General features: G+C 60.3%; 20 protein-coding genes. 13 read left to right on the top strand and 7 right to left on the bottom strand.

The annotated features are described in order from the left end of the window. Positions 1-20 precede the first annotated feature (20 nt). From IB254_RS23785 to IB254_RS23760, 6 genes are all read right to left on the bottom strand, one after another. On the bottom strand, positions 21-815 hold the full coding sequence (locus IB254_RS23785) for a hypothetical protein (RefSeq protein ID WP_192419743.1): 795 nt from the start codon (positions 813-815) through the stop codon (positions 21-23). A 414-nt stretch (positions 816-1,229) separates the two neighbouring features. Next, positions 1,230-2,933 (bottom strand): precorrin-3B C(17)-methyltransferase, encoded by a 1,704-nt coding sequence (cobJ, locus tag IB254_RS23780; protein WP_192419741.1) that lies wholly within the window; start codon positions 2,931-2,933, stop codon positions 1,230-1,232. After that, entirely contained in the window at positions 2,933-3,664 is a 732-nt protein-coding gene (locus IB254_RS23775; protein WP_032832463.1) for a precorrin-2 C(20)-methyltransferase, read from the bottom strand. The genes cobJ and IB254_RS23775 overlap by 1 nt, the downstream gene beginning before the upstream one ends. Then, on the bottom strand, positions 3,664-4,290 hold the full coding sequence (locus IB254_RS23770) for a precorrin-8X methylmutase (RefSeq protein WP_192419739.1): 627 nt from the start codon (positions 4,288-4,290) through the stop codon (positions 3,664-3,666). The genes IB254_RS23775 and IB254_RS23770 overlap by 1 nt, the downstream gene beginning before the upstream one ends. After that, on the bottom strand, positions 4,283-5,590 hold the full coding sequence (gene cobG, locus IB254_RS23765) for a precorrin-3B synthase (RefSeq protein WP_192419737.1): 1,308 nt from the start codon (positions 5,588-5,590) through the stop codon (positions 4,283-4,285). The genes IB254_RS23770 and cobG overlap by 8 nt, the downstream gene beginning before the upstream one ends. Before the next feature lie 146 nt (positions 5,591-5,736). After that, positions 5,737-6,489 (bottom strand): hypothetical protein, encoded by a 753-nt coding sequence (locus IB254_RS23760; RefSeq protein WP_192419736.1) that lies wholly within the window; start codon positions 6,487-6,489, stop codon positions 5,737-5,739. Between the two features lie 169 nt (positions 6,490-6,658). On the opposite strand from IB254_RS23760, the gene cbiE reads away from it, so the two are divergent. The 13 genes from cbiE to IB254_RS23695 all read left to right on the top strand — a co-directional run bounded on the left by cbiE (position 6,659) and on the right by IB254_RS23695 (position 20,567). Further along, positions 6,659-7,870, top strand: coding sequence for a precorrin-6y C5,15-methyltransferase (decarboxylating) subunit CbiE (gene cbiE, locus IB254_RS23755; protein WP_192419735.1), 1,212 nt, complete (start codon positions 6,659-6,661; stop codon positions 7,868-7,870). Further along, a complete protein-coding gene (locus IB254_RS23750) occupies positions 7,863-8,960 on the top strand; it encodes a cobalt-precorrin-5B (C(1))-methyltransferase (protein ID WP_192419734.1) in 1,098 nt (365 codons plus the stop codon). The genes cbiE and IB254_RS23750 overlap by 8 nt, the downstream gene beginning before the upstream one ends. Continuing rightward, positions 8,957-9,679, top strand: a complete 723-nt coding sequence (locus IB254_RS23745) for a cobalt-precorrin-6A reductase (RefSeq protein ID WP_192419733.1) — start codon at positions 8,957-8,959, stop codon at positions 9,677-9,679. The genes IB254_RS23750 and IB254_RS23745 overlap by 4 nt, the downstream gene beginning before the upstream one ends. A 157-nt stretch (positions 9,680-9,836) precedes the next feature. After that, positions 9,837-10,127, top strand: a complete 291-nt coding sequence (locus IB254_RS23740) for an addiction module antidote protein (RefSeq protein WP_192419732.1) — start codon at positions 9,837-9,839, stop codon at positions 10,125-10,127. A 98-nt stretch (positions 10,128-10,225) separates the two neighbouring features. Further along, on the top strand, positions 10,226-10,624 hold the full coding sequence (locus IB254_RS23735; protein WP_192419731.1) for a DUF2946 domain-containing protein: 399 nt from the start codon (positions 10,226-10,228) through the stop codon (positions 10,622-10,624). 48 nt (positions 10,625-10,672) lie between these two features. Beyond that, a complete protein-coding gene (locus IB254_RS23730) occupies positions 10,673-11,152 on the top strand; it encodes a copper chaperone PCu(A)C (protein WP_192419729.1) in 480 nt (159 codons plus the stop codon). Between the two features lie 21 nt (positions 11,153-11,173). Continuing rightward, positions 11,174-11,623, top strand: a complete 450-nt coding sequence (locus tag IB254_RS23725; RefSeq protein ID WP_192419727.1) for a DUF2946 domain-containing protein — start codon at positions 11,174-11,176, stop codon at positions 11,621-11,623. Between the two features lie 168 nt (positions 11,624-11,791). Beyond that, on the top strand, positions 11,792-13,909 hold the full coding sequence (locus IB254_RS23720; RefSeq protein ID WP_192419725.1) for a TonB-dependent copper receptor: 2,118 nt from the start codon (positions 11,792-11,794) through the stop codon (positions 13,907-13,909). 153 nt (positions 13,910-14,062) lie between these two features. Further along, entirely contained in the window at positions 14,063-15,442 is a 1,380-nt protein-coding gene (locus IB254_RS23715; protein ID WP_192419723.1) for a PepSY-associated TM helix domain-containing protein, read from the top strand. 148 nt (positions 15,443-15,590) lie between these two features. Further along, entirely contained in the window at positions 15,591-17,711 is a 2,121-nt protein-coding gene (locus IB254_RS23710) for a TonB-dependent receptor (protein WP_192419721.1), read from the top strand. Positions 17,712-17,827: 116 nt separating this feature from the next. Further along, complete coding sequence (locus tag IB254_RS23705; RefSeq protein WP_192419719.1) at positions 17,828-18,616, top strand: ABC transporter ATP-binding protein; 789 nt, start codon at positions 17,828-17,830, stop codon at positions 18,614-18,616. After that, complete coding sequence (locus IB254_RS23700) at positions 18,613-19,560, top strand: ABC transporter substrate-binding protein (RefSeq protein WP_192419717.1); 948 nt, start codon at positions 18,613-18,615, stop codon at positions 19,558-19,560. The genes IB254_RS23705 and IB254_RS23700 overlap by 4 nt, the downstream gene beginning before the upstream one ends. Further along, positions 19,557-20,567: a FecCD family ABC transporter permease gene (locus IB254_RS23695; RefSeq protein ID WP_192419715.1), complete on the top strand. Its 1,011-nt coding sequence runs from the start codon at positions 19,557-19,559 to the stop codon at positions 20,565-20,567. The genes IB254_RS23700 and IB254_RS23695 overlap by 4 nt, the downstream gene beginning before the upstream one ends. 32 nt (positions 20,568-20,599) lie before the next feature. On the opposite strand, the gene IB254_RS23690 is transcribed toward IB254_RS23695, so the two are convergent. After that, the gene (locus IB254_RS23690; protein ID WP_192419713.1) at positions 20,600-23,944 is read right to left on the bottom strand and encodes a hypothetical protein; all 3,345 of its coding nucleotides are present in this window, start codon (positions 23,942-23,944) and stop codon (positions 20,600-20,602) included. Positions 23,945-23,965 lie beyond the last annotated feature (21 nt).

Genomic DNA, 23,965 nt, shown 5'->3' with positions numbered 1-23,965 from the left:
TTGCCCCTGGCGGCCGGGTTTCATTTAACCGGCGCAAACTCCATGAATACGGCCTCTCTGAGATCATCAAGGTACTTGATGCACTCAGCCTCTTTCCTCAAGTCTTCTTCGTGAATGGTAAAGTGCGCCTTTCCTTGAAAGATCGGAAGTTCGGAAGTATCCCACTCGACAAAAAGAACTTTTGCATCCTTGTCCGAAGAGTCGTAACGAACCGTCGCCACGGCCATCGTCACTTCAGCGTCATCGTCTTGTTTGCAAACAGACACGCCAAAATTACCACCACTGGCTTCAGTCGCATGACGTTCAAAAAGTGTGACGGCTTCAGGTTGTTTTTTCAGTGCATCAATAGTTTTGTCTGCGACAACTTTCAGCGCATTCGCGGCCGTACCCGCCAGGCCACCGGCCACAGAATGAACAATATCCAGCGCTACATTATCCAGCGTCAACTTGGCGGAGGTGGATTTGTACTGGGTAAAGGCACTGTGGTATTCGGTCCAGCCCGTGGCAAACATCAGCTTTTTGAAGCACTCGTATCGGGCAATTTTCTGCTCTTTAGCGGGAAACAGCACTTTCGAAGCGATATCGGCATACGCGTACGTGTTTTTTACGATGCGTTTGTTGCGCCGCGACATCCCGTCCAGGAAACCCACTACACCACTGGCCATGATCGCGGCGTTCATTTCATCCCGGTCAAACGGTAGCTTTACTGCGGAGCGCGCCTGGATTTTCGGACCAGCAAGTTCAAGTTTGGCTCGACATTGTTCAAGACATTGATCGAAATAAAGGCTGGCTTCTGCTTCATTCATTTTATTCATCTTATAAACCTTAAGTTCAAATATATATAAAAGCCGAACTGGCTCCATCGAAAAACTATCGCACCCACCCGATAGATTCAACAGCTCAAGGAGTTATAAAAAACAACAAAACAACCTGCAAATATCGAGATGTAACGAACCAAAATTAATTACAACAAATCAATAAAAACCAAACAACAGAAAACCCCAATAGATCCGCACACGCCTGCACAGCCCATTAAAAAACAAGAATTCAACTTACACAGCAAGGTAAATAATCCGACTCACCAAAAGCGCTAGAAGATAAATACCCTCTATTCATTCAGGAATTAACCTACATCCTCTGGCGAATGTTTTTTACGGCACGGCAAAGAAAAAGCCACGGCAAATCGAGTGAAAACCCGGCCGTGGCTTTTTTTAGCGAAACGCAACGCCTCAGGTGGCAGGCTTCTCTCCATACCAACGCGGTGTGTACACCCAGTCACCGCCCCCCATACGCGAAAACACGCAGGTCGTAGACGAACCCACCAGGACCATGGTGCGCATATCCACCTGGTCCGGGGTCAACTGGCCGAGAGTCGTCACTCGCAGTGTCTGTCCTGGGCGACCGATGTCACGCCCCAACACCACCGGCGTCGCAGGTGTTCGGTATCGCGCGACGATCTCCAGCGCCCGGCCAAGTTGCCATGGACGGGACCGTGAAATCGGGTTGTAGAACGCCAGGGCGAGGTCGGCCTGTGATGCAAGGTCCAGACGCTTCTCGATGATCTCCCAAGGCTTGAGGTTGTCCGACAGCGACAGCACACAGAAGTCATGCCCCAGCGGCGCGCCGGCCTGAGCCGCCGTCGCCAGTGAAGCAGAAACCCCCGGCAGAATTTCCAGATCGACGTTGTGCCACGCGGCATCGCTGGACTCGTGAAGGGCTTCGAGCACCGCAGCCGCCATGGCGAAGACTCCCGGATCACCGGAAGAAACCACCACCACCGAGCGTCCTTGCGCCGCCAGTTCAAACGCGTGACGTGCGCGCTGCATCTCTTCGCGGTTGTCGGTGCAATGCATGACTTGATCTGCACGGAACGGGCCGGCCATGCGCACATAGGTTTCATAACCGAGCACATCATTGGCGCGCGCCAGTTCGGCCTTGACCGCCGGCACCATCAGCTCGGCAGCACCAGGGCCAAGACCGATCACCGCCAGACGACCGCGAGGACGACCGATCGACAATGGGTCCAGAGGTTGCTCGGCCACCGCGATTGCAAGGGTGTCATCGCCGAAGATCTTCACAGACTGACCAAGCGCGTTGCGTGCCAGCTCACTGGCTGCGCCGACATCGTTGCCAAAACGCAGCGGCACATCCAGCTCAAGCGCCGCTTCACGCAGCGCCGCACTCGACATTTCGCTATCGGCGGCCAGCAGACAGGCCACCGATTGCACGGCGATCTTTGCCTGATGCAACGCCTCGCGAATCGCACCCGGCAGATCCGCCACGCCGGTACCGACGGCCACCAACACGTTGCGCGGATAGATCAACAGCTCGTTGGCCGCCGGTGCACGCTCGGCATGACCGACGTGAACGGCCAGCCGCGCCTGCGGGTCCTCGGGCAACTGCGCCTGCGCCAACCACGGGGCCGCGCCTTCGATGCGTACCGTTTCACCGGCCAGCAAATCGGAAACGAAGCGCTTGCCCAGCTCCAGATCGCCCAGGGCATAACCGCTGGGAGGATTGAGCAGGCAGGTGCCGAAGCGCAATTCGCCACTGGTGGTGATCGCCGCCACGACGTCCAGTGCAGCCGCAATTTCTCGCGCCAGCACGTTCACGCCGCCCAGACCGCCCAGCAACGGCACCACTGCGCTGCCGTCTTCAGCAACGGCCAGCACCGGTGGCTCGGCGCCCTTTTCCAGCAGCAACGGCGCCAGGGTGCGAATCACGATACCAGCGGCGCACAGGGCAATGATCGGCGTGTCCTGCTGATAGAGCTCACGCAGGGTCGCGCCAAACTCGTGATAGATGCGGTCCGCGCCCTCGACCCGCTCGGCCAGACCGTGGATCAAGGCGCCCGGGTACACCTGCTGAATCTTGCGTGCGGTCGCGAGGCTGCCATTGCCGAGAATGACAATCGCCGGAACTGGACGAGTCATCAGCCTTGCCACCTTTCGCCTGGAACGATGATCAGCGAGAAGTACGGCGAGGACATCGGCTCGACCTGATCCAGCGGCACGATTTTCTGATTGGCCATGGTCGCGCGTTCGACGTACAGCGCACGCTCGGCCAACCCGAGTTCTTCCAGCACCTGACGGACTTTGGGAAAGTTACGCCCCAGCTTCATGATCACCGCCGCATCCGCATCGGCGAGACGCCGCTTGAGATCGTCGTGCGGCAACACGCCGGACAGTACCGACAGGCTCTGATTGCGATACACCAATGGCGCGCCAAGTACCGAAGCGCCGCCGAGCATCGAACAGACACCGGGCACGACTTCGGCCTCATATCGCTCGGCCAGGCGATCGTGCAGGTACATGTAGGAACCGTAGAAGAATGGGTCGCCTTCGCAGATCACCGCCACGTCTCGGCCTGCATCCATGTGCGCGGCGAGTTCTTCGCCGGCCGCATCGTAGAAATCGCTGATCACTTGTTCATAGGACAGTGGTGCCGGCAAGGCTTCGGTGGTCACCGGATACACCAGCGGCAGCAGGGTTTGAGCGTCCTGCAAATGCGCTTCGATGATGCCGAAGGCGTTGCCCTTTTTGCCCTTGGCAACGAAGTACGCCACCACCGGCGATTCGCGCAGCAGGCGCAAGGCCTTGACGGTAATCAGTTCCGGATCACCGGGGCCGACGCCGAGGCCGATCAAACGTCCAGGTTGCTGCATCATTCGATCTCCGTGGCGAGGGCATTGACGGCGGCGGCTGCCATGGCGCTACCGCCCAGCCGGCCTTGCATGATGACAAACGGCACACCGCGACTGTCGGCGGCGAGTGCGGCCTTGGATTCGGCGGCACCGACGAAGCCCACCGGGAAGCCAAGGATCAGCGCCGGTTTCGGCGCGCCGGCGTCGAGCATTTCCAGCAGATAAAACAGTGCGGTCGGCGCATTGCCAATCACCACCACGCTACCTTCCAGGTGCGGGCGCCACAGTTCCAGCGCGACAGCGGAACGGGTATTGCCCAGTTCACGGGCAAGCTCCGGAACGCTTTCATTGCGCAGGGTGCAGATGACTTCATTGTTCGCGGGCAAACGCGTGCGGGTCACGCCTTCGGAGACCATCCGCGCATCACACAGGATCGGTGCACCGGCGGCCAAAGCATCACGCCCGGCCTTGCCCGCGCCTTCCGAAAATTGCAGGCCGTCAATCGCATCGACCATGCCGCAGGCGTGTATCACCCGCACCGCGAGTTTTTCCAGATCGGCCGGGATTCGCTCGAGGTTGGCCTCGGCACGAATGATCGCGAAGGAGTTGCGATAGATCTCCTGACCGTCGCGGATGTAATCAAGCATCAAGGGGGCTCCGTGAGCGGGCGTCGAGCAAGGCTTCGACCGCTTCAATAGTAAGGTTGCGTGCGTGCAGGGCGCCGAAACCCGGCTGCCCCGCTTCGCGAAAATAGAGGTCGTAATGACCGGGGGTGACGGCCAGCAAAGTGACCGACGCACTGTGCGCGGCGGCACAGGAACGCGGGCAACCGCTCAGATGCACGCTCAGCAGCTGGCCATGGCGTTGCAGCAACGCAGCCAGTTGCAGAGCGTCCTGCTTGGTATCGGCCAGGCCCTTGGCGCAGCCCGTCGAGCCAGTGCAGGCGATCAACCGCGACAAGGCCTGACCGGCATCGCAGACCAGGCCCAACGCGTGCAGGCGGCGGATGACTTCATCGGCGTTGCCGTGGTGAATGTTCGGTAACAACAGGCTTTGCCATGGCGTGAACCGCAGCGTTGCATCGCCGTATTCCTGCGCCAGTCGAGCGGCGCCCCGAAGCATGGTGCTATCGAGACGTCCGAGAGGTGGCACGCCCCCGACATAGACATGACCGGCTTGCGCCTGCGGGTGCGCGCCAATGTGCAGCACCTCGTTACTGACTGAACGCTGCCAGATGCTAACGGGCTGGAAAGGCCGTCGCCCGGCGAGGCGAGCGAGAAATTCGGCTTGAGGGACGTCGACCAGCAAGTGGCGCATCCGCGTGTGTTCAGGCCCCGCCAGTTCCAGGAAAAGCTCCAGCACGGCGACCACCAGCGCGTGGCCATCTTCCAGCGGAACACAACCGGCCGGTTGATCGGTGGGGCATCCCGCCAGACCGAAAGCCAGCCATCGCTCGCCCTCACGCTCGACCGCGGACAACCACAGATCATGGGGGTGTTCGAGCATCGCCAGGCGTTCACCGCCATCCAGTTGCACGGCGAATTTGGCGCTGAGGTCGTGAAAGCGTTCTTGCCCTTGCAGGGTGGCGAGGATCTGTGCGGCCAATTCACGCGTGTCGAACAGCATCTGCCGATCGATACCCGCGCTCGGGCTCAGCATCAGATTACGCACGTCGTCACCCGCCGCATGCGAAGGGCCAAGGCCTGCGGCGAGCAGACTTTCGATCAACGCTTCCTGCTCTTTGACGATGCCGCGAATCTGCAGGTTGGCCCGGTTAGTGGCCTCGATCACTGAGCCGGCATAACGCTGTGCACCTTCGGCGACAGCGTTGGCCTGCTCGGAAGTGAGGGTGCCGCCCGCCAGTTTTATCCGGCAGATACCGCCGTCTCTGGCCTGGACGATACGCAGCAGCCCCGGACAAGCCGAGGGGCGTAAAGCGCGGGACATAGGGAGTTCGTTCAAAGGGATGACCGGATCTGAAGTGGGAGCGCCCCCCGTCGGAGGCGAGCGGTATTATGCCTGCTTTGCCGCGCGGCATCATAAGACCGCGTGTCGCATTTGCTCCGACCTTGAATCCATCAGGCGGCCTCCCTCTACAGGCGCTCTGAATAAAACTCGAAAATGGCGTCAGCGATCCGGTCGAGCCGATCGTTCAACTCCGGGCGGACTTTATCGAATCTTGCTCTGTTCAGGGTCAAAGGGGCGGCTCGATGCGTGAGCGTCACGTTGCCTTCCTTCCAGTCCCAAAACAGAAAATCTTCCCGCTGCGCCAGCGCCCGAAGCGAAAAGTCATTCAGGTCCAGTGATAACTTCCCTTGTTTGTCGTATTCAGCAGGAGCAATGGAAAACTCCCTGCCACGCCGACTTTCGGTGGCCAATGACCAAAGCGCCGACGAATTAGCCAACAATGATTCAAACATGCCTTTTGTAACTATCGCCATCTGACTGTTAACACCGGCAATTCTATTCAAATAAATCTGACTGACTTTCCCTGCAAAGTGACTGTAACTTTTCTCGACAACCCTGCGCTCGTCAATTTCCCAACCCAAGTCCCATAACACCACGGCAAACAAGGAAAACCAGCCTTGCGGATCTGTGTCCCTATTGCGCTGCTGACTCGCATACCACTGCGCATAACGCACGCTGGAGTTGACGTCACGCTTGTCCTGACGCGACACGCCCCTGGCCGTGCTGATCAGGTTGCCACCCGATAGCGACCCGGCAGCGCCTTGCTGATCCTGCGCAACGTAAAGTCGAGAGCTTTTTGTTTGCCGTGGCGCGAAGTCTCGGTTGAACGCATCGGAATAAGCCATCAAGTCCAGGCTTCCTGTTTTATCAATAACCATAGTCAATTCCTTTTAAACCATTATCAAGTTAGTGCACGAGCATTCAAACTACATAACTTAACCATGACCAGCCACAGACTAATAAAACCAACTTAAAACATTCTATTACTCGCCTCCGCGTCTGCCGCGTTATCATGTGCCGCTTTATGCAGATGAATAGAGATCACACATGGCACGCTGGCTGACCGTGACAGGCATTGGTGAAGACGGCTTCAAGGGTTTGGGCAGGAATGCCCGACATGCGTTGCTGGCTGCCTCGAAGATCTTCGGCAGTCAGCGGCAACTGGACCTGCTGCCGCCCTGCATCCGTGGCGAACGCAAACTCTGGCCGACGCCGTTCTCCCTCGATGCGTTGCTGGCCTTGCGGGGTCAACCAGTGTGCGTGCTGGCCAGCGGCGATCCGATGTTCTTCGGTGTCGGCGCCAGCCTCGCCCGGCAATTGCCCAGCGCGGAAATGCTGATCCTGCCGGCGCCCTCTTCCTGCTCTCTGGCTGCCGCGCGAATGGGCTGGCCGTTGCAGGATGTGGTCACGCTGTCGGTGGTCGCTCGCCCGGTCGCGGCGCTTAACGCGCAGTTGTTCAGCGGTGTTCGCTTGCTGGTGCTCAGCAACGATGGGCAAAGCCCCGCCGCAATAGCGGCGTTGTTGCGCGAACGTGGTTTCGGGCCAAGCCGCCTGAGCGTGCTGGAACATTTGGGTGGCGAGGCCGAGCGACGCATCGACGGTGTCGCCAACGACTGGGCCGACCCGGCAATCGCCGACCTCAACCTGATCGCCATCGAGTGTATCGCCGACCCCGACACGCCGCGCCTTTCGCGATTGGCCGGCCTGCCGGATTCGGCGTTCAGGCACGACGGTCAACTGACCAAGCGCGATGTGCGTGCAATCACCCTCGCGCGCCTGGCCCCGGTTCCCGGTGAACTGTTGTGGGACGTCGGCGCCGGCAGCGGTTCGATCGGCATCGAGTGGATGCGTGCCCATCCGGGTTGCCGGGCGCTGGCGATCGAGGCCGATGAAGGCCGGCAACTGTTGATCGAGCACAACCGCGACGCGCTCGGCGTGCCCGGCCTGCAATTGGTTCGCGGCAGTGCGCCGCAAGCCCTCACAGGTCTGGAACGCCCGGACGCGATCTTCATCGGTGGCGGCGTCACCCGCGAAGGCGTGCTGGACACTTGCTGGGCGGGGCTCAAACCCGGTGGCCGACTGATCGCCAACGCGGTCACGCTACAAAGTGAAATGACCCTGATGGCCTGGCGGGAGCAACACGGCGGCGAGCTGACGCGTATTCATATCGCCCAGGCGCAACCGCTGGGCGACTTCGATACCTGGCGCCAGGCCTTGCCGATTACTTTGCTGGACGTGGTCAAACCTTTCGATGCGTGACGAAACCGCCGAACAACCCGCACCGCTGCGTAGCGGCCTGACCACCGGCAGCTGCGCCACCGCCACCAGCCTGGCGGCCGCTCGATTGCTGCTCGGCGGAACGAGTGCAGACGCCGTGGACATCGTCCTGCCCAAAGGCAAGCGCGTGCAGATGCGCCTGGAATTCTGCCGGTTGCTGGATGACGGCGCCGAAGCAGGAACGATCAAGGATGCGGGGGACGATCCGGACGTGACCCACGGCGCGCTGCTCTATTCCCGGGTGCGACTGAGCGCAGAACCGGGCATTCGTTTCTGTGCCGGTCGTGGTGTCGGCACCGTCACCCGACCGGGCCTGGTGCTGGGTGTCGGCGAGCCGGCGATCAACCCGGTGCCGCGCAAGATGATCAGCGATCATTTGACCTCGCTCGCGCAAGAGCTCGATTACCCCGGCGGCTTTGAGGTCACGGTGAATGTCGAGGGCGGCGAGGCGCTGGCATTGAAAACCATGAACCCTCGGCTGGGCATTCTCGGTGGCCTGTCGATTCTCGGCACCAGCGGCATCGTCCGGCCGTTTTCCTGTGCGGCGTACATTGCCTCGATCCATCAGGGCATCGACGTGGCGAAAACCAACGGTTACCTGCACATCGCCGCGTGCACCGGCAACGCCAGCGAAGACACCATGCGCCGAGTCTACGACCTGCCGGAAATCGCCCTGATCGAAATGGGCGACTTCGTCGGTGCGGTGCTCAAACACCTGCGCAAAGTGCCGGTGGCCAAGCTCAGCATTTGTGGCGGTTTTGGCAAGATCAGCAAACTGGCGGCCGGGCACATGGATCTGCACAGTCGGCATTCGAGCATCGACCTGCCGCAACTGGCCGAATGGGCCGCAGCGGTCGGCGCGGACGAAGCGCTGCAGCAGGCAATACGTGAAGCCAATACCAGTCAACAGGCGTTGGCCATGGCCAGCGCCGCCGGCATCGCGCTCGGCGACGCGGTATGCCGGCACGCACTGGATTTTGCCCGCAGTGTGGTGCCGGCGCAGGTTCAGGTCGAAGTGTTTGCCATCGATCGACAAGGCGGAATTGTCGGTCACGCGGGAGCTTTTCAATGAAACGCCTATTGCTGCTCGGCGGCGTGACGGAAGCGCTGGCCATCGCCCGCATGCTGGGGCCGGAACACATCTACAGCCTGGCCGGCGTCGGTCGTGTGCCGACCGATCTGACCTGTCGGGTTCGCGTTGGCGGTTATGGCGGCGCGGACGGCCTGGCGCAATTCATCCGCGACGAAGGGATCGATCTGCTGCTGGACGCGACGCATCCCTACGCTGCGCAAATCAGCCAGAACGCCGCGACCGCCGCTCAAGTGTCCGGCATCCCCTGCTGGGCACTGCGCCGCCCGGCCTGGCAACCACAAGCCGGGGATGACTGGCGCGAAGTCAGTGACTGGGCCGAGTTGATCGAAGCACTCAAACCGTTCCACCGACCACTGTTCACCCTCGGCCGCGAACCCTTGCAACACCTGCATGAAATCCCTGCGCAGCAATTCTGGACGCTGCGCGCCCTGGACGTTTATCCGGGCAACGAGCGCTGTGAAGTGATCGGCGCACGCGGGCCCTTTCTGATTGAGGATGAACGTGAGTTGTTCGAGCGCCGACAGATCGATGTGCTGATCAGCAAAAACAGCGGCAGCACCGCCACCGAGCCGAAACTCGAAGTGGCGCGGGAGCGTGGGGTGCCGGTGCTGGTGTTGAAGCGGCCGGTGTTGCCGGGGGTGGAGCGGGAGTTTTGGAGTGTGGGTGATGTGCTTAACGCGTTGAAACACGACTTGTAGCTGCTGGTGCCGCCTGCGTTCGGCTGCGCCAGCAGCCACACGATATGCAGAGCCCCACATAACAATCGGACACTACCTACAACATCCTTCTAATCGGCTGACTTGTTCAGCCAGTTCCCGAAACCTATCCTCCAGGTCATCACGCATGGAGGTTCCAGTGATAGAACAATTCACCCGTTTCGATGCCGCGGAATTCCTCAAGTCGCCGGAAGAAATGGCGGCTTATCTGGATGCATGCTTTGAAGAAGATGCTGGCGACGGCGTTCTGATACGCGCGGCACTCAACGACATAGCCAGAGCACAGGGCATGACACAGGTTGCGCGTGATGCAGGTTTGGGTCGTGAAAGCTTGTACAAAGCATTGAGCGGCACTGGCAATCCGGAATTCGCGACTATCATGAAGGTTATGAAAGCCTTGGGCCTGCGCCTGCATGCCTCTGCGATCTGATTGCGCTGCGACACCAAACCGCAGGCCGCGTTTTTACTTATCGGCACTGATCAGGCTAAATAGCCGCGCCTGATCTCCCACCCAACCGGATCTGTTCCATGTCCCGACAACGGCTCGCAATTGCCTGGATAGCCTGCTTCGCAGTGCTGTTCAACATGCTCGCCATGCCGATGACCGGAGCGATGGCGCAGACGGCGAAATCGCCGGCCGAACAGGTGTTGTGGGGCAGTTTCTGCTCGTCCACCGGCACGAAGATGGTGGCGATTTCTCTGGGGACGCTTGATCAGAAAGCGCCGCAGAACGACGATCATTCCAATATGCAGCATTGCTGGTGCTGTTCCGGTTCTGCGCCGTTGGTGGCGTTGCCCGGGCATGTGCCGCAGTTGTATTTCGCGCGTTTCGAGCCCCATCGAAGCCTGCCCGCCACCGCACTCGACACCCCTACTCCGCGCCAGCAATGGCCGAATCTCAATCCCCGCGCATCCCCTCTGGTGTGATTCCTTCTCGCAATTGACCTGCGTTTTGAATCGTTCTGGAGAACTGCCATGTTGAACAAACTCATCGTTCTGGCTGCATTGCTGCTGCCTGCCTGCTTTGCCAATGCCCATGAATACAAGGCTGGCGAACTGCAAATCGCTCATCCGTGGTCGCAGGAATTGCCACCGAACGCGCCGACCGTTGCGGCTTACTTCGTGATTCAAAACCCCGGTAAAACCGCCGACAAACTGCTCAGCGTCGACTCGCCGATTGCGGGCATCACCCAGTTGCACGAGCACGTGATGCAGAACGATCTGATGAAAATGCAGCAGGTGCCAGACGTCGAAATCCCGGCGGGCGGCGACGTCACGTTTGCACCGATGGCGTACCACGTGATGCTGCTGGAACTGAAAGACCGCAGCCTGCTGAGCGACGGCAAGCGGTTCCCGCTGACGATGCATTTCGAAAAGTCCGGTGACGTGACGGTCGAAGTCTCGGTGCAGAAAACCGCACCGGGCGGCGTGCAAGTGCACGCACACAACCCGTAATCGCCAGAGCTGAATACGCCCATGCGCCCGCTTAGCGCCAGGTCATCCGCGCCCCGTCGTCAGCCATTGAGCCTGACACGCGGCAGCTGGATCAGCCTGTTCGCCATGTTGATGATCTTCATCGGCCCGCTGATTTCTCAGTCGATGCCGATGGATCAGCGCGCCTCTTCGATGTCCATGAACATGTCGATGGACATGAGCATGGACATGTCAGCGATGGCCCACGGCGAGCACGACGCGACGCCCGCCGCCGAGCACTGTCCACCCAAAACCTCCCATCATGCGATCTGGGAAAAGTGCGGCTATTGCAGCCTGCTGTTCAATTGCCCGGCGCTGACGGGCGGCCAGTCTTTCGTTGCATTCGACGCCCCCAAAACCAGCACCTTCAGCACACCCGCCACCCGCCTGGGCCACGCCCGGCAAACCTTCTTCCCCGGCGCCCGCACCCGCGCACCACCCATCGTCGCGTAAACACCTCCCCAATCTCACACGGTTAGAAGACAGCAAAGCAACCTGTGGGAGCGGGCTTGCTCGCGAAAGCGGTGGGGCTGACCCACCTACATCGCGAGCACGCCCGCCCCCACAGGCATTGCGCAGGCTGCCGGCCGTGTCGTTTACGACTGTTCGATGGAAATTGTCATGTCCAGGTTTTCTGCTGACACACGCTTGAGCGCCGCCCAAGCTTCTTTTGCCCTGAACGAAACGCGCGTTCGTTTCAGGCACGCCACCGCCGTTCTTTGCGGCGCACTGCTGACACCGATGGTGCTGGCCGATGATCATGCCGGCCACAGTGAAGAACTGAGCCCGACGGTGATCACCGCCATTGCACCGAGCTCGCCGCTGACCATCGTCACCAACCCCAAAGACCCACGCCAACCGGTACCGGCCAGCGACGGTGGTGACTACTTGAAGACCATCCCCGGCTTCGCTCTGGTGCGCAATGGCGGCACCAACGGTGACCCGGTGCTGCGCGGCATGTTCGGCTCGCGCCTGAACATCCTCACCAACGGCGGCCAGATGCTCGGCGCCTGCCCCGGCCGGATGGACGCACCGACCTCCTACATCTCACCGGAAACCTACGACAAACTCACCGTCATCAAAGGCCCGCAAACGGTGCTTTGGGGGCCGGGCGCATCCGCCGGCACCATCTTGTTCGACCGTGACCCGGAAAGCTTCGGCGAACTCGGCACCCGAGTGAATGCCAGCGTACTGGCCGGCTCCAACGGCCGTTTCGACAAAGTAGTGGACGCCGCTGCCGGCGGATCATTGGGCTACGTGCGAGTGATCGGCAACACCGCGCATTCCGACGACTATCGGGACGGCAACAACGACACCGTGGCCTCGCGTTACGACAAGTGGAATGGCGACGTGGCACTCGGCTGGACCCCGGACGCCGACACCCTGCTGGAGCTGACCGCCGGTAAGGGCGATGGCGAAGCCCGTTACGCCGGACGCGGCATGGACGGCGCGCAGTTCAAGCGCGAAAGCCTCGGCCTGCGTTTCGAGAAGTCCAATATCGGCGACGTGCTCGACAAGGTCGAAGCACAGATCTACTACAACTACGCCGACCACGTGATGGACAACTACACCCTGCGCACGCCGTCCGGCACCGGGATGATGGCCGGCCCGATGGCTTCCAGTGTCGATCGCCGAACCCTGGGCGCACGGATCAAAGCCACGTGGCGCTGGGCCGATGTGCAATTGATCAGCGGCATCGACGCGCAGACCAGCGAACACCGCAAGCGCAGTGCCATGGGCATCGACACCTACAAGGATCTGCCGCGCAACAAGGACGCCGATTTCCATAACTACGGCGTGTTCAGCGAACTGACCTGGTACGCCGCCGACCGTGATCGACTGATTACCGGCGCGCGACTGGACCGTGCTTCGGCCAAGGATTTTCGGCAGACCACTGGCTCGGGGATGATGACCCGCGCCAACCCGACCGCCGACGACACCCGCGCCGACACCCTGCCCAGCGGCTTCGTCCGTTACGAGCATGATCTGGCCGACAGCCCGACCACGCTGTACGCAGGCCTCGGTCATACCCAGCGCTTCCCGGATTACTGGGAGCTGTTTTCACCCAACTCGGGACCTGTCGGCTCGGTAAACGCCTTCGACTCGATCAAGCCCGAAAAAACCACCCAGCTCGACTTCGGCCTGCAATACAAGACCGAAGACCTCGAAGCCTGGGCCTCGGGTTACGTCGGACAGGTACGCGATTACATCCTGTTCAATTACAAGACGGGAATGATGGGCACGACCTCGCAAGCCGAGAACATCGACGCGCGGATCATGGGCGGTGAACTCGGGGCAGCCTACAGGCTGACGTCGAACTGGAAGGCCGACGCAACCCTGGCCTACGCCTGGGGCAAGAACAGCAGCGACGGCAAGGCATTGCCGCAAATGCCGCCGCTGGACGCGCGATTCGGCCTGACCTACAGCGAAGACAACTGGAGCGCCGGCGCCTTGTGGCGAGTGGTCGCGGCGCAAAACCGCATTGATCAGAACAAGGGCAACGTGGTCGGCAAGGATTTCGACAAGTCCTCTGGGTTCGGCGTGTTCTCACTCAACGGCGCCTATCGGATCAACAAGAACTGGAAGGTCAGCAGCGGCGTCGACAACCTGTTCGGCAAGGCGTACGCCGAGCATTTGAACCTGGCCGGCAACGCCGGTTTTGGCTACCCGGCCAATGACCCGCAGGCCATTAAAGAACCGGGGCGAACGCTCTGGACCAAGGTGGATATGAGCTTCTAAAAACTTCGCGGGCAAGCCTCGCTCCTACAAATTTGCGTCGATCACAATCGGTGCGAACGCCACTGGACCTGTAGGAGCGAGGCTCGCCCGCGAATGACTGCACAGCAGTCACCAGACAACAACAAAAGTACCAAGCCAAGCGGAGCACAACCGATGAAACAGCCCAAACCGAATTTCTATAACCTGGCCTGGCGCTGGCATTTCTATGCCGGTCTGTTCGTCGCGCCATTCATGGTGATGCTGGCCCTGACCGGTGTCATTTACCTGTTCAAGCCGCAACTCGACTCGTTGATGTACGACAGCCTGATGAACGTCCCGGCCGGCCATCACAGCGTCCCGGCCGACGACTTGCTCAAGCGGGTGAAAGACGCGTATCCACAAGCGACGATCAAGCAATACCTGCCGCCGCTCAACGCCGAACGCAGCGCACAATTTGTCGTGCTCAATGGCGGCAATGAGCTGAACGTTTTCGTCGACCCGTACCACGGCGACATCCTCGGCGAGCAAGACGCCAAGAAGAATCTGCAAGCGATAGCGCGAGCGATTCATGGCGAGTTGATGATCGGCACGGTCGGTGACCGGCTGATCGAACTGGCCGCTGGCTGGGGCATCGTGCTGGTGGTTTCCGGGGTCTTCCTGTGGTGGCCACGAGGCCAGGCGGCCGGCATTTTATGGCCGCGCCTGAGCAGTCGCGGTCGCGTGCTGTGGCGCGACCTGCATGCCGTCACCGGGTTCTGGGGCGCCGCGTTTCTGCTGGTGATGCTGCTCAGCGGCATGACCTGGACCGGGTTCTGGGGCAAGCAATACGCCGGGGTCTGGAACGTGTTCCCGGATGCCATGTGGAATGACATGCCCAAGTCCGACGTCGAGGCCCGCAGCCTCAACACCGCCACGCGCCAGACCGTGCCATGGGCGATGGAAAACACGCCGATGCCGATGTCCGGCGACCACGCCGAACACATGGCCCACGACAGTGCGCAACCCGGCCCCGCCGCACCGATCATCAGCCTGCAAGACGTGCAGAACATCGCCGTGCAACGCAAGGTCGAGCCGGGTTACAGCATTACTTTCCCGACCACGGCCACCGGCGTATTCACCATCGCCGTATTCGCCGATGACCCGCGCAACGATGCCACTCTGCACGTCGATCAGTACACCGGCAACGTCCTCGCCGACGTGCGCTGGGAACATTACGGCGCCGTGGCCCGCGCCACGGAAACCGGCGTGATGTTGCACGAAGGCAAGATGTTCGGTGTGCTCAACCAGATCATCGTGCTGCTGATCTGCCTGATGATTCTGCTCAGTGCCGTCAGCGGCGTGGTGATCTGGTGGAAGCGTCGGCCACAAGGCAAGTTCGGTGTTCCACCGCTGCGCCACGACCTGCCGAAATGGAAAACAGGGGTAGCGATCATGCTGGTGCTGGCAGTGGCGTTTCCGTTGGTGGGCGCTTCGCTGGTGGTGGTCTGGTTGCTGGATCGAGTGCTGTTGTCGCGATTCACCCGACAAACTGAATCAGCCTCATCTTCATCATGAAACAGGCGAGATGCGCGTATTAGAGGGATCTGTAGACTTCGGGCGCTTATCGCACGGTCATTTTTAGTGTTACTGTATAACGCAAATGCACCGCCCAACCCGCAGCCATTGCTGCGGGTTTTCTTTTGGAAGAAGTGTCACCCACCCGATGAACAAGTACCTCTTGTCCGGCCTCTGCCTGCTCGCCCTGAACAACAGCGCCCACGCGCAATCGTTGACGCTGCCCGCCGGCACCATCACCGCACCGGCCGTTGACGACGAAACCGTCAACCTCAACACGCCGACCACCGCCGGTTCGCGCCTGAACCTCACGGCACTGGAAACACCCGCCAGTGTGGAAAGCCTGACTGGCGAACAGATCCGCGCGCGCGGTGACCGCAGCGTGCAGGACGCGGCCTCGCGCAGCACCGGGATCAGCCGCACCGGCACGCCGGGCGACGGCGGGACCTCGTTGTCTGCACGAGGCTTTACCGGGCAGAACTCGGTGATGCAGTTGTATGACGGCAACCGGATGTACACCGGCATGGGCACCGTGACCTTCCCGGTCGACACCTGGTCGGTGGAGCGTGTCGATGTGCTGCGCGGCCCGGCCTCAGTGTTGTATGGCGAAGGCGCGACGGGTGCGGTGGTCAATGTGATCCCGAAAAAGCCCTTCGAAGGCGAGATCGAAAACCACCTGCGTCTCGGTTACGGCTCTTACGACAGTCAGCAACAAGCGTTCGACAGCGGCGGTTCGCTGAGCGATACCCTGAGCTATCGCTTGAACCTCAATCGCCTGCGCAGCAACGGTTGGGTCGATCGCGGCGATTCCTCCAGCGACTTCGTCAGCGCGGCCCTGCGCTGGCAGGCCACGGACGATCTGGCATTCACCCTCGCCCACGACTACGGCGACCAGAACCCGATGAACTACTTCGGCACGCCATTGATCAACGGCCGCTTCCACGAAGGTCTGCGCGACAAGAACTACAACGTCAGCAACGACAAGCAGCACTACAACGATCAATGGACGCGCCTGACCAGCGACTGGCAAATTTCCGATAACGTCAGCGCGAGCAACGAGCTGTATTACCTCAAGGCCCAGCGCCGCTGGCAGAACGCCGAAAACTACAACTTCGACCGCGACGCACAGCAGCTCAGCCGCAGCGGCTATTTCGGCATCGGCCACCGGCAGGAACAGGTCGGCGACCGTCAGACCTTCAGCTTCAAGCACTCTCTGTTCGGCCTCGACAGCCAGACCGTGACCGGTGTCGATTACAACCGCATCCGCTTCCAGCTCGACAGCAACTCGCCGTTCAATGACGTGTTGCCCGATGGCCAGCCGATCGATTTGTATCATCCACAACGTGGCCGTTTTGAAAGTGCCAATCCGTATCGCGACCAGTTCCAGAGCACCACCAAACAGATGTCGGCCTTCGCCGAAAACCGCACGCAGTTGAGCGAGCGCTGGTCGCTGGTGACCGGCGTGCGTCGCGACTACGTACACGTCGATCGCGACAACCTGGTCGATGGCAGCCAGAGCGACAAGACCCTGACCGGCAACAACTGGAAGGCCGGGCTGGTGTTCGCCGTGACCCCGGACACTTCGTTCTACGGTCAGTACGCCACCAGCACCGACGGTGTCGGCGGCCTGATTTCCCTGAGCCCGAGCCAGCAGCAATATGACCTGGCCACGGCGAAACAGACCGAGATCGGCGTGAAGCAGATGTTCTGGGATCAACGCGGCGAGTGGACGCTGGCGGCTTATCGCATCGTCAAAAAGAAACTGCTGACCGACGATCCCGGCAACCCCACGCTCAAACAACAGGTCGGCCAACAATCATCCAATGGCCTGGAAGCCAGCCTTGATCTGCAACTGCCACACGCCTGGCAACTGCAGGCCAATGCGGCCATCGTCAAAGCGAAGTACGACGATTTCGAAGAAGTGGTCGGTGGCGTGCCAGTGTCGCGCAACGGCAATCGCCCGGTGGACGTGCCTAGGCGTACGGCGAATCTGTGGTTGAGCAAAGCACTCAGCGAAGACCTGAAGGCCGGGGCTGGCGTGCGTTACGTTGACGCGCGTTATGCCGACATGGCCAACCAGAACGAGCTGCCGAGCTACACCGTCGTCGATGCCACGTTGTCATGGAAAGCGCTGCGCAATACGACGCTGGGGTTGCAGGTGAATAATCTGTTTGACCGCCAGTGTGCGCAAAGCCAATACAATGAGGGGCAGCAGTGGATTCTGGGTGAGCCGCGTTCGTTCTTCGTCACAGCTGATTATCAGTTTTAAACCGTGTCGCTCCCATCGCGAGCAGGCTCGCTCCCACATTTAATCGCATTCCAATGTGGGAGCGAGCCTGCTCGCGAAGGCGTCATCCGCATCACCGCAAATCTCCGAGTAATTGCATGACCTCGCTGAACCTCACCAACCTCGCCTGGACACCCCTGGGCCACGGCCACTGTCATCACCAGTTCCAACTGCGTGATGCCTCGTTGCACGTGGTCGCCGGTGAGTTTGTCGGGTTGATCGGCCCCAACGGCAGCGGCAAGACCAGCCTGCTGCGGTGCGCCTATCGCTTCAGCAAACCGGAAAACGGTGAGGTCCGGCTCGACCACCACAACGTCTGGAAACAATCCTCGCGCTGGTGCGCGCAACGCATCGCCGTGGTGCTGCAGGAATTCCCCGACGCCTTCGGCCTGACCGTCGATGAAGTGGTCGCCATGGGCCGCACACCGCACAAAGGCCTGTTCGACGGCGACACCCTCGAAGACCGGAATCTCGCGATGCAAGCACTGGAATCCGTCGGCCTCAACGGTTTCGAAGACCACGCTTTCGCCACGCTCTCCGGCGGCGAAAAACAACGCGTGATCCTCGCCCGCGCCCTGGCCCAGCAACCGCAAGTGTTGATCCTCGACGAGCCGACCAACCACCTCGACCCGCGCTATCAGCTTGAGTTACTGCAACTGGTCAAACGCCTACGGATCGGCACCCTGGCGAGCATCCACGACCTCAATCTCGCCGCCGCGTTCTGCGATCGGCTGTACGTGCTCAATCACGGCCGCATCGTCGCCAGCGGCACACCAAAAGAAGTCCTGACCGCCCCGCTGCTGCGTGATGTGTTCGGCGTCGAAGCGCTGATCGATGAACACCCTTTGCACGGCTACCCACGAATCACCTGGATAACCCAACCATGAATTTGCGTTCCCTGCTGTGCGTTGCTCTGTTGCTGGGCAGTAGCCAAGCGTTTGCCGAAGCAACGAAATATCCGCTGACGATCCACAGCTGCAACCGCGATGTGACCTTCACGCAAGCGCCGAAACACGCGGTCAGCCACGACATCAACATGACGCAGATGATGCTCGCCCTCGGCCTCAAACCGAGCATGGCCGGCTACAGCGGTGTCAGTGGCTGGAAGTCGGTCACGCCCCAGATGCAGACTATCCTCGATGGCCTGCCGGAGCTGGCAGCCAAGTACCCTTCAGTGGAAACCCTGCTCAACGCCAACGTCGATTTTTTCTTCGCAGGTTGGGATTACGGCATGCGCGTGGGCGGTGATCTCACGCCGCAAACCTTGCAGCCGCTGGGCATCAACGTCTATGAGCTGACCGAGTCCTGCGCCTTCGTCATGAAGCGTCCACCGGCCAGCCTGGAAGACACTTACAACGACCTGCGCAACCTCGGCAAAATCTTCGACGTGCAGGATCGCGCCAATGCACTGATCGCCGACATGCAGGCGCAAGTCGCCGAGGTGCGCAAGGATCTGCCGACGGACAAACCCCGGGTGTTCCTCTACGACAGCGGCGAAGACCGCGCCATGACTTCGGGTCGCCTGGGCATGCCGCAAGCGCTGATCGACGCGGCGGGCGGGCGCAACATTCTGGATGACGTCGAAGCGAGCTGGACCCGCGTGAATTGGGAGAACGTAGTCGAGCGCAATCCGCAGGTGATCGTGATCGTCGATTACGGTGAAGTTACTGCCGAGCAGAAGACGCAATTCCTGCTCGATAACAAGGCGCTGCAATCGGTTGACGCGATCAAGAACCAGCGCTTCATCGTCATTCCGTATGTGCAGGCCACGCCGGGGATCGACAATGTGCTGGCCGTTGAAACCCTGGCCAAAGGTTTCCACGGCGAATGATCAATCGTCGCTACGCCCTGTTGCTGATTGCCCTCGGCGCGTTGTTGCTGGTGTCGTGCGTGGTGTCGCTGGGCTTCGGCCCGGCGCGGGTGCCGGTGGACGTGGTGTGGCGAATTTTGCTGCACAAGGTGTTCGGTTTTGGCGAGGTGAGCTGGACGGCCGGGCAGGAGCATATCGTGTGGCTGATCCGCGTGCCGCGCATGTTGCTCGGCGCCTTGGTCGGTGCCGGCCTGGCGCTGATCGGCGCAGTGCTGCAAGCGGTGACGCGCAATCCGCTGGCCGATCCGCACCTGCTCGGCGTGACCTCCGGCGCCACCCTCGGCGCGGTGATCGTGGTGCTGCATGTCGGTGAAATCGTCGGCCTGCTGACGTTGCCGATTGCCGCATTTATTGGCGCGCTGCTGAGCATGCTGATCGTGCTGATGATCGCCAACCGCAACGGTCGTCTGGACAGTGATCGACTGCTGTTGTGTGGTGTGGCGGTGTCGTTCGTGATGATGGCCATCGCCAATCTGCTGCTGTTTCTCGGCGATCACCGCGCCAGTTCGGCGGTGATGTTCTGGATGCTCGGCGGGCTTGGATTGGCACGCTGGGAATTGCTCGCGGTGCCGGCCGCCAGTGTGCTGCTCGGGCTGGTTTTGTTGCTTGGCATGGCCCGACCGTTGAACGCCTTGATGGCCGGTGAACAGACGGCCGTGACCCTCGGGCTCAACGCCCGCACTGTGCGGTTGCGGGTGTTTTTGATTGCGTCGCTGATGACCGGAGTGCTGGTGTCGATCAGTGGGTCGATCGGGTTTGTCGGGCTGATGGTGCCGCACATTGCGCGGCGACTGGTCGGCGCCGAACACCGGCGATTGCTGCCGGTGTGCGTGTTGTTGGGCAGCGTATTTCTGGTGTGGGTCGATGTCGCTGCGCGCACCCTGATCGCCCCCGAGGACTTGCCGATTGGCGTGGCCACGGCGGCGATTGGCGGGTTGTTTTTCATAGGTCTCATGCGCAAGCGTTGACCGGATGTTACGTGGTCAGACTGCTGACACGGTTACAACTCATCTCGGGGGTGTTGGACGGATACATCGGGAAACTGTTGGCGTACATTTTTCCAATCGGTGCCCATCCGCCCGGCCAGGCGCCAGTAACCGCCGGCCTTCAACACTTCTAAATGGCTGTTGTTAGCTAGCCTGGAAATGAAAGCATCGAACGACAACACAGTGGTCCATTGATCATTGGGGGGTTGCACCAGTTTGACTTTAAGCAGTGCTTGCTCCGCTATCGAATAGGTCGGTACGTACTTCAGCAATGCACCGTCGCGTGTCGAATAGTAGAAAGCCGTAATCTCAAAGCCTTTGTTTTTCAAGACCTGCGTGTGCGAATGAATCGACTCGGGAGAAGCGAAGTTCGCATTGTCAGCGTCAGCATTTGATCCCGGTTGTGCATCTGACTGAACAATCTGATGGCTGGCCATCCATTTGTAGCCATCAGGCAAGCGCGGCAATCGAGTGCCTGGTGAGGCTGAAACATCACTCGCCGTGCGAAAAATCAGCTTGATGGCATCGTCGGGATGACGCGTGCCAGCGAGGGGTTCCATGCCAACATATGAATGGGTATCGGGCTTGGCCAGGATTGCGCTTGTACACGCCAGGCCTATATTGAATCGTGCCGCTCGTAGCTGAGCATAACGAGCTGCATCGTCGGGATGATGAAACACTGGCCCGAACGGCAGCCTGGACTTGCTTGTCCACCTTGCTTCGACGGACACAGACGGCATGCCAGCAAGCCAGTCCTGACCCACCTCACCCGGACGTGACCAATAAGCGCTGGTCAGCAGAACCTCCAATTTTCCCGCCGCCGCCATACGCCTGATGTAATTGGTCAGCGTGAATGTGCCACGGTTGATAGCGTCCTGATCGCGCTGAGCTTGCGCATTGGTTGCAAACGGATTGTCCCTGATTTCAACCTGACCAAATCTGTCCAGCGTGACACGCGGATCGAATGGGGCGAGCTCAAGACGCAGCAGGGCCCCGTCGCCACAGGAAAAATAAATCGGCCTGTATCCTTGGGGTGTACGGGCGCTGTCACGCGCCATGCTCACATCCAAGGGTGAAAAGAAGTGCCGATAGTCATCGTCCGACAGCCCCAGCGGCGTAGCGGCTGCACACATGATGAGCCCACTGTCCACGTAGCGGTAAGGTAAAACACCGGGGAACACTCGGTCATACGCCAACCGTGAGTTGCGCACACTCACGGGCAGCGTCGCGAGGAAAGAACCGTCGCGAGCGTTGCGCAGGATAAATCCAAAGCCGAGTAATGAGCGATTGCCTGCCTGTTCATGTGCCAGGCGTGCAGCATCCTGCTCCTGGATGCAAACCGCGCTGTAAGCCGGTTCCACCAAAGCCCTTGGGTAACCCGTCGTCTGGGCTATCGTCTGATAGGGCTCAAACTCCGTTACGTCACGAGACGGCCCCCATAGTCGGCTTCCTGCAACCACTTTCAGGTACCCGGAATTGACCAGCTTTTTAACCCACGCGGTCGGCGTCAAAGTACCGGCATGGATCTGTTCCTTGATCCAGGCGGCATCCAGATCGCGCGCCGGTTTCCCCGACATGCTTATCGCAATGCCAAGATCCGCGCGGATGCGCTCCCAAGTGCCGATCCGGTAACGGATGATCGATCCGTCGGGTGCAAAAAGGTACTCGTCGAGCGCCCGCGTTCTACTCATGAAGGCGGTGTAAACGGAATCGACAGAGAGCATGTTGCGATAGAGCTCTTTGTCGACGTCGGATAACAGGACAGGTAACGCGCGCAGCACCCTTGAGCGATAACGCGCAACGATCGTGCAGTCTGGTGGAAACTGGCCGAGCTCGACCGCTGCATCCGCAAAGACCCACTTGATATCAAAGTCTTCCTGGGGAATGTCGACAGGATCAGTGGCCACATACCTTCCGTCAGAGCGCTGGAGAATCAGGCCACCGAATGCCCTTGCCACGCCGGCGGGTACTTGCGTACGCGCATGCACGGCGGCGTCATCAGCCGTCAGAAACACCGGGCCAAGCGGACGACGCTGCAGGTTCTGGTTCGGCGCCCAGTTGGGGCCGACCAGCCCTTTCCTGTCCCAGCACACACTGGTGCGCAACACCTGCAATGCATCGTTGCGGGCAACCGTCACGATAAAATCGGTTGCGCTCGACACGCCCTTGGCCAGATTGTTTTGAATGGCCTCCAGGCCCATGTTCGGGACGTCGTTGTCGAACAGCGGGGTGTCCGGGCGCGGCACATACTTCAGCAGTGCGCCGTCCGGAGTCGACACGTAGAGTAAAGCCGGAACTCTTTCCCCAAAGACAGGGCGTTTTTTTGCGTTGTAGACAGCGACCCACAAATCTTTCGGAACAATGAAATGCTCGGCCAGCCAGCGTCGGGGCGCATCCCGCTCATTGTTGACCCGCTGGCGCGAATAGAAATAGGAGTGAGGGATGAATGACTCTGGATAGGCATACTCCCCGGACTTTGGGGAGCGTCGGAACAGACTGCGCTCCAGGAAAAGCCTGTCTCTTGGAAAGCTGACAGGGACCAGCTCTGAAGCGACATACTCTTCTTTGTCCTGGTGCTTGAGAATGAACCCGAACCAGGTCTGTCCTTCGTCACGTTGTACGGTGTTTCGGGCATAACGATCGAGCGCCGCTTCGTCGGCTGACTGGAAAACCGCACCCAGCGACACCCTCTCCGGGACATTCCGCTCCCAGGGACCGGGAACGAAGTGCTCCGTGACTATCCCCCGAGGTCGCCAGCGACCGTTGCTGATAATGACCTGCAAATCGCCGGCAGCCGCCGCCTCTGTCACAAGTTGCTCCGGTTTGACCACGCCCTTTTCCAGGTCGAGGGCAAGCTTGCCGGGCGTTTGGCTGGTCCCCAACTGTTTGAGCAGCGCCAACGAGAGCGGGCTGCTGTCGGGAGTGAATCGGATCAAGCTGTCTTCGGCCCCCGACAGATAGGCCGACAGCTCGGTTGCGAGGAGACTGCGCAGCTCTTTGACACTGAACATCAACAAGCTCGTCGCCGCATCATCGACGGACCACTCCAGATCCGCGACCTCGTGTGCGTCGAGTGTCGAAAGCGCGGGGTGATAATAAAACAGACTGTGCAAGACATGATTGTCGGGAACACGCTCGTGATGCGTACTCGAACTGACCGATTGTTCGGCGGGTTCAGTAATAACGTAGCGTTGATCGTTTCGCTGAAGGATGTAGCCGTAGTAGCCACGATTACGACGCCGCCCGACCCGTTCGTGGGCATAACAGGCGGCGTCGTCCGCTGAAAGAAAGGTCCGACCCAACACACTCAGCGTTAATGCAGCGTTTGTCGAATCGGACTGCTGTGGTTGTTCATCCATGAGGGGGTACTCCATTGAGTA

The sequence above is a fragment of the Pseudomonas sp. PDM03 genome (assembly GCF_014852385.1).
GTDB classification, from domain to species: Bacteria; Pseudomonadota; Gammaproteobacteria; order Pseudomonadales; family Pseudomonadaceae; genus Aquipseudomonas; species Aquipseudomonas migulae.
The sequence above is the reverse complement of the archived record's forward strand: the minus strand, read 5'-3'. Positions and strand labels throughout refer to the sequence as shown.